Here is a 12,952-nt window from a genome sequence, read left to right as displayed (position 1 = left end):
GGTCGCGGATCACCCATCGAGCACAACGAGGAGAGTGCGCCATGTCCGAAGCGCAGAAGGCGGCCGGCCGGCCGGCCGCCCCGCCACCCGCGGGGAACGCCGTCGACCGGTTCTTCCGGATATCCGAACGGGGCTCCACCGTCGGCCGGGAGATACGCGGCGGCCTCGCCACCTTCTTCACCATGGCCTACATCCTCGTCCTGAACCCCCTCATCCTCGGCAGCGCCGAGGACAAGTTCGGCGAGCAGCTCGACCCCGTCCAGCTCACCACCGCCACCGCCCTGGTCGCCGCGGTGATGACGATCGTCATGGGCGTCGGCGGCAACCTGCCGCTCGCCCTGGCCGCCGGACTCGGCCTCAACGCCGTCGTCGCCTTCCAGATCGCCCCGCTGATGAGCTGGGACGACGCCATGGGCCTGGTCGTGCTGGAGGGGCTGCTGATCTGCGTGCTGGTGGTGACCGGGCTGCGCGAGGCCGTCATGCACGCCATCCCGCAACCGCTCAAGCAGGCGATCAGCGTCGGCATCGGCCTGTTCATCGCCTTCATCGGCTTCGTCGACGCCGGTTTCGTCAGCCGCATCCCGGACGCCGCGAACACCACCGTGCCGGTCCAGCTGGGCGGCACCGGCACCCTCACCGGCTGGCCGATCCTGGTCTTCTGCCTCGGCGTGCTGCTGACCGTCGGACTGCTCGCCCGCCGGGTCAAGGGCGCGATCCTGATCAGCATCGCCGTCATGACCGTCGTCGCCCTGGTCGTCAACTCGCTCGCCGACGTGAAGACCTGGGGCCTGACCACGCCCGAGTGGCCCGACCGGATCGTGGACGCCCCCGACTTCGGGCTGATCGGCGACTTCAGCCTGTTCGGCGCGTTCGGCGCGCCCGAGGTCGGCGTCGTCACCGTCGTCCTGCTGATCTTCACACTGATCCTGTCGGACTTCTTCGACACCATGGGCACCGTCGTGGGCATCAGCGCGGAGGCCGGGCTGCTCGACGAGGACGGCAAGGTCCCGAACCTCGGCCGGGTGCTGCTCATCGACGGCGCCGCGGCCGTCGCGGGCGGCGCCGCCTCGTCGTCCTCCGCCACCTCCTACATCGAGTCGGCGGCCGGCGTCGGCGAGGGCTCGCGCACCGGCTTCTCCAACCTGGTCACCGGCGGCCTGTTCGCGCTCGCCCTGTTCCTGACCCCGCTGCTCACGATCGTCCCGCTCCAGGCGGCGGCCCCCGCGCTGGTCGCCGTCGGCTTCCTGATGATGACCCAGGTCAAGCACATCGACTGGGACCGCTACGAGATCGCCGTCCCGGCGTTCCTGACCATCGCCGTCATGCCGTTCACCTACTCCATCACCAACGGCATCGGCGCCGGCTTCCTGGCCTACGTCGTCATCCAGACCGTGCTCGGCAAGGCCAAGCAGGTCCACTGGCTGCTGTGGGGGACCTCGGCGCTGTTCCTGGTCTACTTCGCCATCGACCCGGTCGAGCAGCTGCTCGGCGTGCACTGACGGCGCGGGGAGGCGGCGGGGGAGGGGCGGCGGCGCCCGCTCGCGGGGCGCCGCCGCCCCTCCCCCGCGGGCCCAGGGACGTGGCCGGGACCGTCAGGAGACCGTCAGGAAGCCGGCCTCGTACGCCGCGATCACCGCCTGCGTGCGGTCCCGGGCGCCGGTCTTCGCCAGGACGGCCGCCACGTGCGACTTCACCGTGGCGGGGCCGACCTCCAGGCGCCGGGCGATCTCCGCGTTGGTCAGGCCGGCCGCCATGTGCCGCAGGACCTCTCCCTCCCTGACGGTGAGCCGGGCCACCCAGGGCGGCGGCGTGCCGCGTCCGCGCCCGTGCTCCACGGCCAGCGCCCGCACCGCCGACGGGAACAGCAGGGTGTCGGTGCGGGCGACCAGCCGTACGGCCTGCACCAGGGCGTCCGCGTCCGACCGCTTCAGCAGGAACCCGGCGGCGCCGGCGCGCAGTGCGTCGTACACGTACGAGTCGTTCTCGAAGGTCGTCACGACGACCACGCGGGGCGGCGCGTCCAGCGTGGCGAGGATCTGCTCGGTGGCCCGGATGCCGTCGACCTCCGGCATGCGGACGTCCATCAGCACCACGTCCGGCCGCGCCTCGCGCACGACGGACACGGCCTCGGCCCCGGTCGCCGCCTCGCCGGCCACCTCCAGGTCCGGCTCGGCGGACAGGATCGCGCGCAGTGCGGTGCGGACCATGCGCTCGTCGTCGGCGACGACGACGCGTACGGGGGCGGGCGGGGTGCTCATGGGGTTCCTCTTCCTCGGGTGCGGTCCGTCGGCAGTCGTACGTGGAGCAGCCAGGCTCCGGAGTCCGGGCCCGCCCGTGCGGTGCCGCCCAGCAGCCGGGCGCGGTCGGCGATGCCGTCGAGGCCGTGACCGCCGCCGGGGCGGGCGGGGGAGGGGCCGGCGCGCAGCGGGTTGCGGACGGTGATCTCCAGGTGGCCGCCGGCCTCGGCGATGCGCAGGGCGACGGTCGCCCGTTCCCCGCCGTGCCGCAGGGCGTTGGTCAGTCCTTCCTGCACGATGCGGTACGCCTCGCGGGACAGCAGCGGCGGCAGCGAGGCGGGGTCCACGGCGACGTCGGCGGTCACTTCCAGGCCGCCCGCGCGGGTGCGGCGCAGCAGGCCGTCCAGGTCGGCGGCGAGGGCCGGGGCGGGCGCGGTGCCCGGGGCGTCGCCGTCGCGCAGCACGCCCAGCACGGCGTCCAGTTCGCTCACCGTGCGCCGGGTGGTGTCCTCGATCGCGGCGAGGGCCTCGCGGACGAACCCCGGGTCGCTGTCCAGGACCCGGCGGGCGGCGCCGGCCTGGAGGGTGACCGCGCTGAGGGCGTGGCCGACGGAGTCGTGCAGCTCCCGGGCGATCCTGTTGCGCAGGGCCAGGTCGGCGGCGCGCTCCTCGGCCGCCGCGAGCCGGTCGGCGGGGGTCGGCCCGAGCAGCGCGGGCGCCCAGCGGGCCAGCAGCGCCCCGGCGCCGGCCGCGCAGCCCGTGAGCGCGAGCAGCGTCGCGACGCCCGCGACCGGCGCGAGCGCCAGGGCCCAGGCGTGCTCGAAGACCCGGGGCAGCCCCAGCCTGGTGTCGAACAGGACACCGGCGACGGGCAGCACCATCAGCACGGCGGCGAACGGCGGTACCGCCAGCGTCATCCCCGACAGGACGCCGCCGAGCCCCAGGTGCAGCGTGAACCACGCCGCCGTACGCCGCTTGGCCGCCCGCGTCCGGGCCGGGGTGTGCGCGAGGGCGTCGGCGTCGACACCGCACAGCGCCCGGACGGCGGCGGCCTCCAGCGGACGGGTCGGCGGGAACAGCGAGGTGACGGCGGCCAGCGGCAACGCGACGGCGAACGAGGCCAGTTGCACGTAGGGGTCGCCGAACAGGTACCGCGAGCCGAGCACCGGACCGACGACGACCGAAGCGACGAACACGTACGGCATGGCGAGCGCGCCGCCGAGGACCAGATGCACCCACCGCCCGAACAGGGCCTTCCGAAAACCGCTCAGACCAGTCAGACCAGTCGCGCCGGTCGGGCCGGTCGGGCCGGTCATGCGGGACGCCCCCGCCCGCCGGCGAGGCAGGGGCCGTGGAACGTCCCTCACCCCGTGTGTTCCCGGCCGCGTTCCGCGGACCGCTCCCCTTGCCCGGACCGCTCCCTCAAGAAGCCGACGCAGACGGCGGCCGCCAGGAGGCCGGTCGTCACCTGGCCGCCGTAGGTGAGATGCATCAGGGGGCTCGGCCGCTCGGCCATGTCCCCGCTCCCGACGAGAGGCGTCAGCCAGGTCCACCCGGTCCAGCAGACCAGGGTGGCCGAGCCGGCCCAGACCAGGGCGAGCGGCACGGCCGCGGGCAGCGTGGGCGGGCGGCGGAAGGCGAGCAGCAGGGCGCCCGTCACGGCCCCGGCCAGGAAGAGGACGGCCAGGACCTCCAGGACGTGGAAGTCGCTGCCGCGGCCGGTGATCCGCCCGACGGGCAGGCCGGCCGTTCCGCCGCCGGCCCACAGCAGACGGACGGTGAGCGGCAGCAGGGCGAGCAGCGCGGCCACGACTGCGGCCGGCCGCTGGGCCGTGCCGGCGCGCCGCCCCGGCGGATCCCCCACCGGCCCCCGCCACAGCCGTCCCCACCGGTCGCGGGCGTAGAGCACGAACAGCGCGCCGAGGGCGACGCCCTGCACGATGAACCCGGTGTAGACCACGGAGAAGACCCATCCGTCGAGGAAGGGCTCGTCCCCGGCGGCCTCCCCGCTGCCGCTGCCGCCGAGCAGGTCCGCCACCACGAACGCGGGGAATCCGGCCATGATCGGAGCGAGCAGCCCGGTCGCCGTCCACACCGGGACGGCGAGCCGCCAGGCCGGCACCGCGCGCCCCCACGGCCGGGTGAGCAGCAGCGCGAGCAGGACGACCGCGCTGTCCATGAGGATCGTCACGCCGTTGGCGACGGCCATGGGAACCCGGTGCTCCAGCAGCTCGCTGCCGTCCGGGATGCCGATCCGGCTCCCGGCGACCCAGGCGGCCTTGAGGGCGAGATAGGGCAGGCACGAGGCGATGGCGACGGCCCGCAGGATCCGCCGCGGCCGGGAGACGGAGGGGTGGGGAGGGGAAGGTACGGGGCCGGGGCCGGCGGGGCTTCGGAGGGCGGCTGTCCGTGTCATGCGCCCACCCTCCCGCGCCGCCGCGACCTGCCGCGTCCTGCCGTACGACGATCTTCCCCCGCCCTCCTCCGCCGGGCGGGGGAGAGGCACTCGACCCCGACCCGGCCGGGCGCCGTGCGGCGCGCCTGCCGCCGCCAAAGGGTCGGCGGGCCACGGGCCTCAGAGCCTGCGCGTCGCCAGCGTCAGCCGGTCCCGCGCGTCGAACAGCGCGTCCTTCACCATCTGCTCGTGGGCGGGCGTCAGCCGGGCCACCGGGATCGAACAGCTGATCGCGTCACGGGCCGGCGTGCGGTACGGGATCGCCACGCCGAAGCAGCGGAGCCCGAGCGTGTTCTCCTCGCGGTCGACGGCGTACCCCTGCTCACGCACCAGGTGCAGTTCCTCGATGAGCTTCTCCCGGTCGGTGATGGTGTTCTCGGTCAGCGCGGGCAGCGACTCGGGCAGCATCTTGCGGACCTGCTCGTCCGTGTACGTGCTCAGCAGCGCCTTGCCCAGCGACGTGGAGTGCGCGGGCAGCCGGCGGCCGACCCGGGTGAAGGGGCGCAGATAGTGCTGGGACTGGCGGGTGGCCAGATAGACGACGTTCGTGCCGTCGAGCCGGGCGAGGTGGATCGTCTCCGTGGTGTCGTCCGACAGCCGGTCCAGCGTCGGCCGGGCCACCGCCACCACCTCGTCGCCGTCGATGTACGAGGTGCCGACCAGCAGCGCCCGCACGCCGATGCCGTACCGCGTGCCGGTGGCGTCGGTCTCCACCCAGCCCAGCTCCACCAGCGTGCGCAGCAGCATGTAGAGGCTGGACTTGGGGTAGCCGACCGCCTCCTGGACGGCCGCGAGGGAGTGCATACCGGGGCGTCCGGCGAAGTACTCGAGCAATTCAACGGTCCGCACCGCGGACTTGACCTGCGCTCCGCCGCCTGTCTCGCCTGCCGACATCGCCCTTGACCCCTTCGTTGCACGGCAAATAGTCTCCGCATCATATTCACCATCAGAGACAGCGTTCAGTATATCGAACGCCCTGGTGGATGACGGACGCACTGCGCAATACATGTGGAGGAACCCGCGGTGGCAGCAGCACCAGTCTGGAGTGTCGACCCCCGAACCGGGAAGCAGCGCGAACAGGTTGCGGTGGAGGCCACGGCCCAGGAGGTGGACGCCGCGGTCCGCGCGGCGCACGACGCCCGCGGCGCCCTGGGCGACCGCACCGTGCGCGGAGCCTTCCTGCGCACCGCCGCAGACCGGCTGGAGGCGGACAAGGAGCGCCTGGTCGCGACCGCCGACGCGGAGACCGCGCTCGGCACCGTCCGGCTGACCGGGGAACTCGCCCGCACCTGCTTCCAGCTGCGGGCCTTCGCGGACATCGTCGACGAGGGCGCCTTCCTCGACGTGGTGATCAACCACCCCGACGACACCGCCACCCCGCCCATCCCCGACCTGCGCCGCTACAAGGTGCCGCTCGGCGTCGTCGCCGTCTACTCGGCGTCGAACTTCCCCTTCGCCTTCTCGGTCGCCGGCGGCGACACCGCCAGCGCCCTCGCCGCCGGCTGCCCGGTCGTCGTCAAGGCCCACCCCGACCACCCGGCCCTGTCCGAGCAGGTCGCCGGAGTGCTGCGGGAGGCCGCCGCCGAGCACGGCGTCCCGGCCGGTGTCGTCGGCCTCGTCCACGGCTTCGAGGCCGGCGTGGAGCTGGTGAAGCACCCGCTGGTCGCCGCCGCCGGCTTCACCGGTTCGGTGCGCGGCGGACGCGCCCTGTTCGACGCCGCCGCCGCCCGTCCGGTCCCGATCCCCTTCCACGGCGAGCTGGGCTCCCTGAACCCCGTCGTCGTCACCGAGGCCGCCGCCGCCGAGCGCGCCGAGGCGATCGGCGTGGGGCTCGCCGGGTCCATGACGCTCGGCGTCGGCCAGTTCTGCGTCAAGCCGGGACTGGTGCTCGCGCCGTCCGGCGAGGCCGGCGACCGGCTGCTGAAGTCCCTGACGGACGCGGTCGCCGACGCCGGGGCCGGCGTGCTGCTGGACCACCGGATGCGGGACAACTTCGTCGCCGGCGTCGCCGAGCGCACCACCCTGCCCGACGTCGAGGCCCCGGTCACGCCCGGCCCCGCCGACGAGCACGCGGTCAGCGCCGGCTTCCTCACCGTCCCGGCGGACCGCCTCACCGCCGAGGGCGAGCACGACCTGCTCCTGGAGGAGTGCTTCGGCCCGGTCACCGTCGTCGCCCGCTACGACGGCGAGGACGAGGTCCGCGGCGTGCTCTCCCGGCTGCCGGGCAACCTCACGGCGACCGTGCACCTGTCGGAGCAGGAGGCGGCGGGCGAGGGCCGCGGGGCGGAACTCCTCGCCGAGCTGACCCCGCTGGCCGGCCGCGTCCTGGTCAACGGCTGGCCCACGGGCGTCGCCGTCGCCCCGGCCCAGCACCACGGCGGCCCGTACCCGGCGACGACGTCCACGTCGACGTCCGTCGGCGGCACGGCCATCGAACGCTGGCTGCGCCCGGTGGCCTACCAGAACGCCCCCGAGGCCCTGCTCCCGCCCGAGCTGCGCGACGACAACCCGCTGGGGCTGCCGCGGCGCTTCAACGGGCGGCTGGAGCGGTAGCGCTCCGCCGGGGGCGTCGACAGCGGGCCGCGCCGTGAGGGTGCGGTGGGCTGCCGGGTGCGGGTCGCGGGTGGCTGGTCGGGCGGTTCCCCGCGCCGCTTCTCGATGGTGCGGTGGGCTGCCGGGCGCCGGTGGTGGGTGGCTGGTCGGGCGGTTCCCCGCGCCCCTTACGGCGTTGGCCCCGGGCTGGGATGATCAGGGCATGGAGCTGACACTTCCCGAACTGCCGTTCTCGCTGCGGGCCCACGGGCCCGACGGGCACTGGTCCTACGCGGACGGTGTGCTCGCCGGGCGGGCCGGCGCCCGGCAGGACCGGTTCGTGCCGCCCACGGGGGAGGCGCTCGACCCGGAATCGGACGCGCCCCGGCTGCTCGGCGCTCCCCCGGAGGGGGACTTCCAGCTGATCGCGCGGGTGAGCGTCGGTTTCGCCGGGGCCTTCGACGCCGGGGTGCTCTACGTCCACCTGGGCGATCGGGCGTGGGCGAAGCTGTGCCTGGAGTACTCCCCGGACGTGCCCACCGTCTGCACGGTGGTCACCCGGGGCCACTCCGACGACGCCAACTCCTTCACCGTCGAGGGCGACAGCGCCTGGCTCCGGGTGAGCCGCCTCGGCCGCGCCTTCGCCTTCCACGCCTCCCTGGACGGCGAGCGGTGGACCTTCGTGCGCCTGTTCACGCTGGGCGACGAGCGGGAGACGGGCGCGGCGCTGGTCGGCTTCCTGGTCCAGTCGCCGGTGGGCGAGGGGTGCGGGGCGACGTTCGACCACCTGGAGTTCCGGTCCGGCGGGCCGCGGGACCTGCGCGACGGCAGCTGAGGGACGGCGGCGAGGGAATGAACCCGACCGGTTGAACGTTCACGCACCCGCGGAGGGCACCCTCCGCGCTCGCACGAATCCGGAGAGGGCCCCTTTTCCATGCGCGTCGAAATCTGGACCGACATCGCCTGCCCGTGGTGCTACGTGGGCAAGGCCCGCTTCGAGAAGGCGCTCGCCGCCTTTCCCGCGCGGGACGACGTCGAGGTGGTGCACCGGTCCTTCGAGCTCGACCCGCACCGCGCCAAGGACGACGTCCAGCCGGTGCTGACCATGCTCGCCCGCAAGTACGGCATGACCGAGGCGCAGGCCCGGGCGGGCGAGGACAACCTCGGCGCGCAGGCCGCCGCCGAGGGGCTCGCGTACCGCACGCGCGGCCGTGACCACGGCAGCACCTTCGACATGCACCGGCTGCTGCACCTCGCCAAGGAGCACGGCCGCCAGGACGAACTGGTCCAGCGGTTGTACGAGGCCAACTTCGCCGAGGAGCGGTCCGTCTTCAACGACGACGAGCGGCTGGTGGAGATCGCCGTCGTCGCGGGCCTCGACGAGAGCGCCGTCCGCGCGGTCCTCGCCGACCCGGACGCCTACGCCGACCAGGTCCGCGCCGACGAGCGGGAGGCCGCGGCGCTCGGCGCGAACGGCGTGCCGTTCTTCGTCATCGACCGCAAGTACGGCGTCTCCGGCGCCCAGCCCGCCGAGGTCTTCGCGCAGGCCCTCGCCCGGGCGTGGGACGAGCGGTCGCCGCTGACGCTGGTCGACGCGGGGGACTCCGCGGCCGAGGCGTGCGGGCCCGACGGGTGCGCGGTGCCGCAGCGCTGACGAACACGCAGGTCAGGGGCGTCGTATAAGCGATGCTTGCAGGAACGATGCAGAGAAAGGCAATGGACGGGGAGGTCGTCCGGGCCCACAGTGGTGGCCATGGAGACCTTCGAGACCCTCGTCCGCGCCGAGTTCGCCCCGAAGCGCACGTTCCTCAACACCGCCAGCAACGGCCTGCTGCCCGCCCGTACGGTCGCCGCCCTCAATGAGGCGGTGCTGACCCGGGCCGAGGGCCGGCCCCTGACCGGCCTGCACGATGACGTGGAGACCTGCCGGGCCGCCTACGCCCGGCTCGCCGGAGTTCCCGTCACCCGGGTGGCGGCCGGGTCCTCGGTCGCCGCGTACACCGGCGTCGTCGCCGCGTCGCTGCCCGCCGGGGCCGAAGTCCTCACTGCCGAGGACGACTTCAGCTCCGTGCTCAACGCCTTCCACGTCCGCGGCGATCTCAAGGTCCGTGCGGTGACGCTGGAGCGCATCGCGGAGTCCGTCCGCCCCGGCACCGCGCTGGTCGCGGTCAGCGCGGCCCAGTCCGCCGACGGGCGGATCGCCGACCTGGCCGCCCTGCGCGAGGCGGCCCGGGAGCACGGGGCCCGTACCTACGTCGACTTCTCCCAGTCCGCCGGCTGGCTGCCGATGGACGCCGGCGCCTACGACTTCACCGCCTGCGTCTCCTACAAGTGGCTGCTCGGCCCGCACGGCGCCGCCTTCCTCACCGTCCCGGAGGACTTCGGCGGACTGACCCCGGTGCTCGCCGGCTGGGTCGCGGGCGAGGTCCCCTTCGACAGCTGCTACGGCCCCGTCACCCGGCTCGCCGACTCCGCCCGCCGGTTCGACCTGCCCCCGGCCCTGTTCACCTACGCCGGGCTGCGCAGCTCCCTGGAACTGATCGAGGAACTCGGCGGCGTCGACGCCGTCCACGACCACGACACGGCCCTCGCCGACCGGTTCCGGGACGGGCTGCTCGGCCTGGGCCACGAGGCCCTGCCCGCGCCCGGCTCCGCGATCGTCTCGGTGCCGGGGCTCGGCGCCCGGCAGCCGGAGCTGGAGCGCGCCGGCATCGAGGTCTCCGACCGCGCGGGCAACCTGCGCGCGTCCTTCCACCTCTACAACACGCCCGCGGACGTCGACCGGCTGCTGGACGCGCTCTCCGGCTGAACGCGCACGCCGAAGGGCGGCGCCGGCCCGCTCCGGCACCGCCCTCGACCGGCGTTCACCGAACCGAGGTTCAGCGCGTCGGCCTTCACCGCACCGGCGTGAAGTCCCGCGCCCCGATGCGGTGTTCTCCGGGGGGCGACCCCCGTGCCCCCGGCCGGGCTCGGCTCAGCGCACCGGCGTGAAGTCCCGCGTCCCGATGCGGTGTTCTCCGGGGGGCGACCCCCGTGCCCCCGGCCGGGCTCGGCTCAGCGCACCGGCGTGAAGTCCAGCGTCCCGATGCGGTGTTCTCCGGGGGGCGACCCCCGTGCCCCCGGCCGGGCTCGGCTCAGCGCACCGGCGTGAAGTCCCGCGCCCCGATGAACTCCGGCCGCCGCACCGGCGCCGCGAACGGCTCCTCCGCCGCGTTCTCCACGCTGTTGAAGACGATGAAGACGTTGCTGCGCGGGAACGGCGTGATGTTGTCGCCGGACCCGTGCATGCAGTTGCAGTCGAACCACGTCGCCGACCCGGCCCTGCCGGTGAACAGCCGGATGCCGTACTCGGACGCCATCCGGGTCAGGGCCTCGTCCGACGGCGTGCCCGCGTCCTGCATCTGCAGCGACTTCTTGTAGTTGTCCTTCGGCGTGGCCCCCGCGCAGCCGAGGAACGTCCGGTGCGACCCCGGCATGATCATCAGGCCGCCGTTGGTGTCGTAGTTCTCGGTCAGCGCGATCGAGACGGACACCGTGCGCATGTTCGGGAGGCCGTCCTCGGCGTGCCAGGTCTCGAAGTCGGAGTGCCAGTAGAAGCCGCTGGCCCCGAAGCCCGGCTTGACGTTGATCCGCGACTGGTGGACGTACACGTCCGAACCGAGGATCTGCCGGGCCCGGCCGACCACGCGCTCGTCGCGCACCAGCGCGGCGAACACCTCGCTGATCCGGTGCACCTCGAAGACGGACCGGATCTCCTTCGACTTCGGCTCGACGATCGACCGCTCGTCGGCCCGGATCGCCGGGTCGGCCACCAGCCGCTCCAGCTCCCGGCGGTAGACGGCGACCTCGTCGTCCTCGATGAGCCGGTCGACGGCGAGGAAGCCGTCGCGCTCGTACGCCCGCAGGTCGGCCTCGGCGATCGGGCCCGGGGTGTCGGGGGAGCCCCAGACGACGGGGTCCTGGCGGGGGACGGACACCTCGGCCGTGCCGCGGGTCGGGTAGAGATCGGTGACGGTGGTCATGGAGACGGTCACACCTCCTCCGGTTCGGTGAGCAGGGGATAGACGCCGTTCTCGTCGTGGTCCTCCCGTCCCGTGACGGGCGGGTTGAACACGCAGATGCAGCGGAAGTCCTCCAGGACCCTGAGCGTGTGCCGCTCGTGGCCGTCGAGGAGGTACATGGTCCCGGGCGTGATGGTGTACGTCCGCCCGGTCTCGTGGTCGGTCAGTTCGGCCTCGCCCTCGACGCAGACGACGGCCTCGACGTGGTTCGCGTACCACATGGACGTCTCGGTGCCCGCGTACAGGACGGTCTCGTGCAGGGAGAAGCCGACCCTCTCCCGGGCGAGGACGATGCGCTTGCTCTCCCAGGTGCCGGACGCGGACTTCACATGCCGGTCGGTGCCCTCGAGCTCCTTGAAGGAACGGACGATCACGGTGGTGCGATGCCTCCTGGCTAGATGGTTTCCCGGACGGCGCGGGCCAGGACGCGCAGGCCCTCGTCCAGCTCGTCGGGGGTGATGGTCAGCGCGGGCAGCAGCTTGACGACCTCGCTCTCGGGACCGGACGTCTCGATGAGCAGCCCCAGTTCGAAGGCGCGCCGGGCGATCCGCTCGGCCCGCGCCTTCTCGTGGAACTCGATGCCCCACACCAGCCCGCGGCCCCGGTACTCCTTGACGTCGGCGAGGTTCTCCTCGGTGATCGAGATCAGGTGCTGCTCGATCTGCTCGCCGCGCGCCCGGGTCTGCTTCTCCATGGCCGAGCCGTCGGTCCAGTACATCTCCAGCGCCGCGGTGGCCGTGACGAACGCGGGGTTGTTGCCGCGGAAGGTGCCGTTGTGCTCGCCCGGCTCCCACACGTCCAGTTCCGGCTTGAACAGGCACAGCGACATCGGCAGCCCGTAGCCGCTGATCGACTTGGACACGGTGACGATGTCGGGGACGACGCCGGCCTCCTCGAAGGAGAAGAACGCGCCGGTGCGTCCGCAGCCCATCTGGATGTCGTCCACGATCAGCAGCATGTCCTGGCGCGCGCACAGGTCCGCCAGCGCCCGCAGCCACTCGGGTCGGGCGACGTTGATGCCGCCCTCGCCCTGCACGGTCTCCACGATCACGGCGGCGGGCTTGTTCAGCCCCGAGCCCTGGTCCTCCAGCAGCCGCTCGAACCACAGGAAGTCCGGCACCTTGCCGTCAAAGTAGTTGTCGAACGGCATCGGCGTGCCGTGCACCAGCGGAATGCCCGCGCCGGCCCGCTTGAAGGCGTTGCCGGTCACCGCGAGCGAGCCGAGCGACATGCCGTGGAAGGCGTTGGTGAAGGACACGATGGCCTCGCGGCCCTTGACCTTCCGGGCCAGCTTCAGCGCGGACTCGACCGCGTTGGTGCCGGTCGGGCCCGGGAACATGACCTTGTACGGCAGGTCGCGGGGGCGCAGCACCAGGTCCTGGAAGGTCTGCAGGAAGGCGCGCTTGGCCGTGGTCGACATGTCGAGGCCGTGGGTGACGCCGTCCCGCTCCAGATAGTCGAGCAGGGCCCGTTTGAGCACCGGGTTGTTGTGCCCGTAGTTGAGCGAGCCCGCTCCGGCGAAGAAGTCGAGGTACTCGTGGCCGTCCTCGTCGTACATGCGGCTGCCGCGCGCGCGGTCGAAGACGGTGGGCCAGCCGCGGCAGTAGCTGCGCACCTCGGACTCCAGGGTCTCGAAGACGCTGAGGTCGGGCTGGGTGATGGTCACG

General features: G+C 73.4%; 12 protein-coding genes. 5 read left to right on the top strand and 7 right to left on the bottom strand.

Going from position 1 to position 12,952, the window contains the following annotated elements:
- The first annotated feature begins 41 nt into the window (after positions 1–41).
- Complete coding sequence (locus ABZY13_RS21520) at positions 42–1,499, top strand: NCS2 family permease (RefSeq protein WP_356633066.1); 1,458 nt, start codon at positions 42–44, stop codon at positions 1,497–1,499.
- A gap of 93 nt (positions 1,500–1,592) precedes the next feature.
- Here ABZY13_RS21520 and ABZY13_RS21515 read toward each other — a convergent pair whose 3' ends face one another.
- From ABZY13_RS21515 to ABZY13_RS21500, 4 genes are all read right to left on the bottom strand, one after another.
- Complete coding sequence (locus tag ABZY13_RS21515) at positions 1,593–2,258, bottom strand: response regulator transcription factor (RefSeq protein ID WP_356633064.1); 666 nt, start codon at positions 2,256–2,258, stop codon at positions 1,593–1,595.
- Positions 2,255–3,553: a histidine kinase gene (locus tag ABZY13_RS21510; RefSeq protein ID WP_356633062.1), complete on the bottom strand. Its 1,299-nt coding sequence runs from the start codon at positions 3,551–3,553 to the stop codon at positions 2,255–2,257. Before ABZY13_RS21510 ends, ABZY13_RS21515 begins: the two co-directional genes overlap by 4 nt.
- A 47-nt stretch (positions 3,554–3,600) precedes the next feature.
- Positions 3,601–4,653, bottom strand: a complete 1,053-nt coding sequence (locus ABZY13_RS21505) for a hypothetical protein (protein ID WP_356633060.1) — start codon at positions 4,651–4,653, stop codon at positions 3,601–3,603.
- A gap of 159 nt (positions 4,654–4,812) precedes the next feature.
- Positions 4,813–5,586, bottom strand: coding sequence for an IclR family transcriptional regulator (locus tag ABZY13_RS21500; RefSeq protein WP_356633058.1), 774 nt, complete (start codon positions 5,584–5,586; stop codon positions 4,813–4,815).
- 129 nt (positions 5,587–5,715) lie between these two features.
- Here ABZY13_RS21500 and ABZY13_RS21495 point away from each other — a divergent pair, with 129 nt between their 5' ends.
- The 4 genes from ABZY13_RS21495 (at position 5,716) to ABZY13_RS21480 (ending at position 10,033) form a co-directional block, all read left to right on the top strand.
- Positions 5,716–7,245: an aldehyde dehydrogenase (NADP(+)) gene (locus tag ABZY13_RS21495; RefSeq protein WP_356633056.1), complete on the top strand. Its 1,530-nt coding sequence runs from the start codon at positions 5,716–5,718 to the stop codon at positions 7,243–7,245.
- Between the two features lie 202 nt (positions 7,246–7,447).
- Positions 7,448–8,059 (top strand): DUF1349 domain-containing protein, encoded by a 612-nt coding sequence (locus ABZY13_RS21490; RefSeq protein ID WP_356633054.1) that lies wholly within the window; start codon positions 7,448–7,450, stop codon positions 8,057–8,059.
- A gap of 99 nt (positions 8,060–8,158) precedes the next feature.
- A complete protein-coding gene (locus ABZY13_RS21485; RefSeq protein ID WP_356633052.1) occupies positions 8,159–8,878 on the top strand; it encodes a DsbA family oxidoreductase in 720 nt (239 codons plus the stop codon).
- 99 nt (positions 8,879–8,977) lie between these two features.
- Positions 8,978–10,033 carry an aminotransferase class V-fold PLP-dependent enzyme gene (locus ABZY13_RS21480; protein ID WP_356633050.1) on the top strand — a complete coding sequence of 352 codons (1,056 nt, stop codon included), beginning with the start codon at positions 8,978–8,980 and terminating at the stop codon, positions 10,031–10,033.
- A gap of 325 nt (positions 10,034–10,358) precedes the next feature.
- On the opposite strand, the gene thpD is transcribed toward ABZY13_RS21480, so the two are convergent.
- Genes thpD through ectB form a run of 3 tightly spaced genes read right to left on the bottom strand, consistent with a single transcriptional unit; the run spans position 10,359 to position 12,951 of the window.
- Positions 10,359–11,246, bottom strand: a complete 888-nt coding sequence (gene thpD, locus ABZY13_RS21475) for an ectoine hydroxylase (protein WP_356633114.1) — start codon at positions 11,244–11,246, stop codon at positions 10,359–10,361.
- 8 nt (positions 11,247–11,254) lie between these two features.
- Complete coding sequence (locus ABZY13_RS21470) at positions 11,255–11,659, bottom strand: ectoine synthase (protein ID WP_356633048.1); 405 nt, start codon at positions 11,657–11,659, stop codon at positions 11,255–11,257.
- Positions 11,660–11,679: 20 nt separating this feature from the next.
- Positions 11,680–12,951 carry a diaminobutyrate--2-oxoglutarate transaminase gene (gene ectB, locus ABZY13_RS21465; protein WP_356633046.1) on the bottom strand — a complete coding sequence of 424 codons (1,272 nt, stop codon included), beginning with the start codon at positions 12,949–12,951 and terminating at the stop codon, positions 11,680–11,682.
- Between the last annotated feature and the right edge of the window lies 1 nt (position 12,952).

Origin of the sequence: Streptomyces sp. NPDC006610, from assembly GCF_040611575.1 — a bacterium.
Classification (GTDB): domain Bacteria; phylum Actinomycetota; class Actinomycetes; order Streptomycetales; family Streptomycetaceae; genus Streptomyces.
Note: the sequence above shows the minus strand (reverse complement) of the source record. Positions and strands in the feature narration are given on the sequence as shown.

What these genes read in the sequence shown, in the direction of transcription:
- ABZY13_RS21520 (WP_356633066.1), top strand. Translation starts at nt 42, where the DNA reads ATGTCCGAAGCGCAGAAGGCGGCCGGCCGGCCGGCCGCCCCGCCACCC.
- ABZY13_RS21515 (WP_356633064.1), bottom strand. Translation starts at nt 2,258, where the DNA reads ATGAGCACCCCGCCCGCCCCCGTACGCGTCGTCGTCGCCGACGACGAG.
- ABZY13_RS21510 (WP_356633062.1), bottom strand. Translation starts at nt 3,553, where the DNA reads ATGACCGGCCCGACCGGCCCGACCGGCGCGACTGGTCTGACTGGTCTG.
- ABZY13_RS21505 (WP_356633060.1), bottom strand. Translation starts at nt 4,653, where the DNA reads ATGACACGGACAGCCGCCCTCCGAAGCCCCGCCGGCCCCGGCCCCGTA.
- ABZY13_RS21500 (WP_356633058.1), bottom strand. Translation starts at nt 5,586, where the DNA reads ATGTCGGCAGGCGAGACAGGCGGCGGAGCGCAGGTCAAGTCCGCGGTG.
- ABZY13_RS21490 (WP_356633054.1), top strand. Translation starts at nt 7,448, where the DNA reads ATGGAGCTGACACTTCCCGAACTGCCGTTCTCGCTGCGGGCCCACGGG.
- ABZY13_RS21485 (WP_356633052.1), top strand. Translation starts at nt 8,159, where the DNA reads ATGCGCGTCGAAATCTGGACCGACATCGCCTGCCCGTGGTGCTACGTG.
- ABZY13_RS21480 (WP_356633050.1), top strand. Translation starts at nt 8,978, where the DNA reads ATGGAGACCTTCGAGACCCTCGTCCGCGCCGAGTTCGCCCCGAAGCGC.
- thpD (WP_356633114.1), bottom strand. Translation starts at nt 11,246, where the DNA reads ATGACCACCGTCACCGATCTCTACCCGACCCGCGGCACGGCCGAGGTG.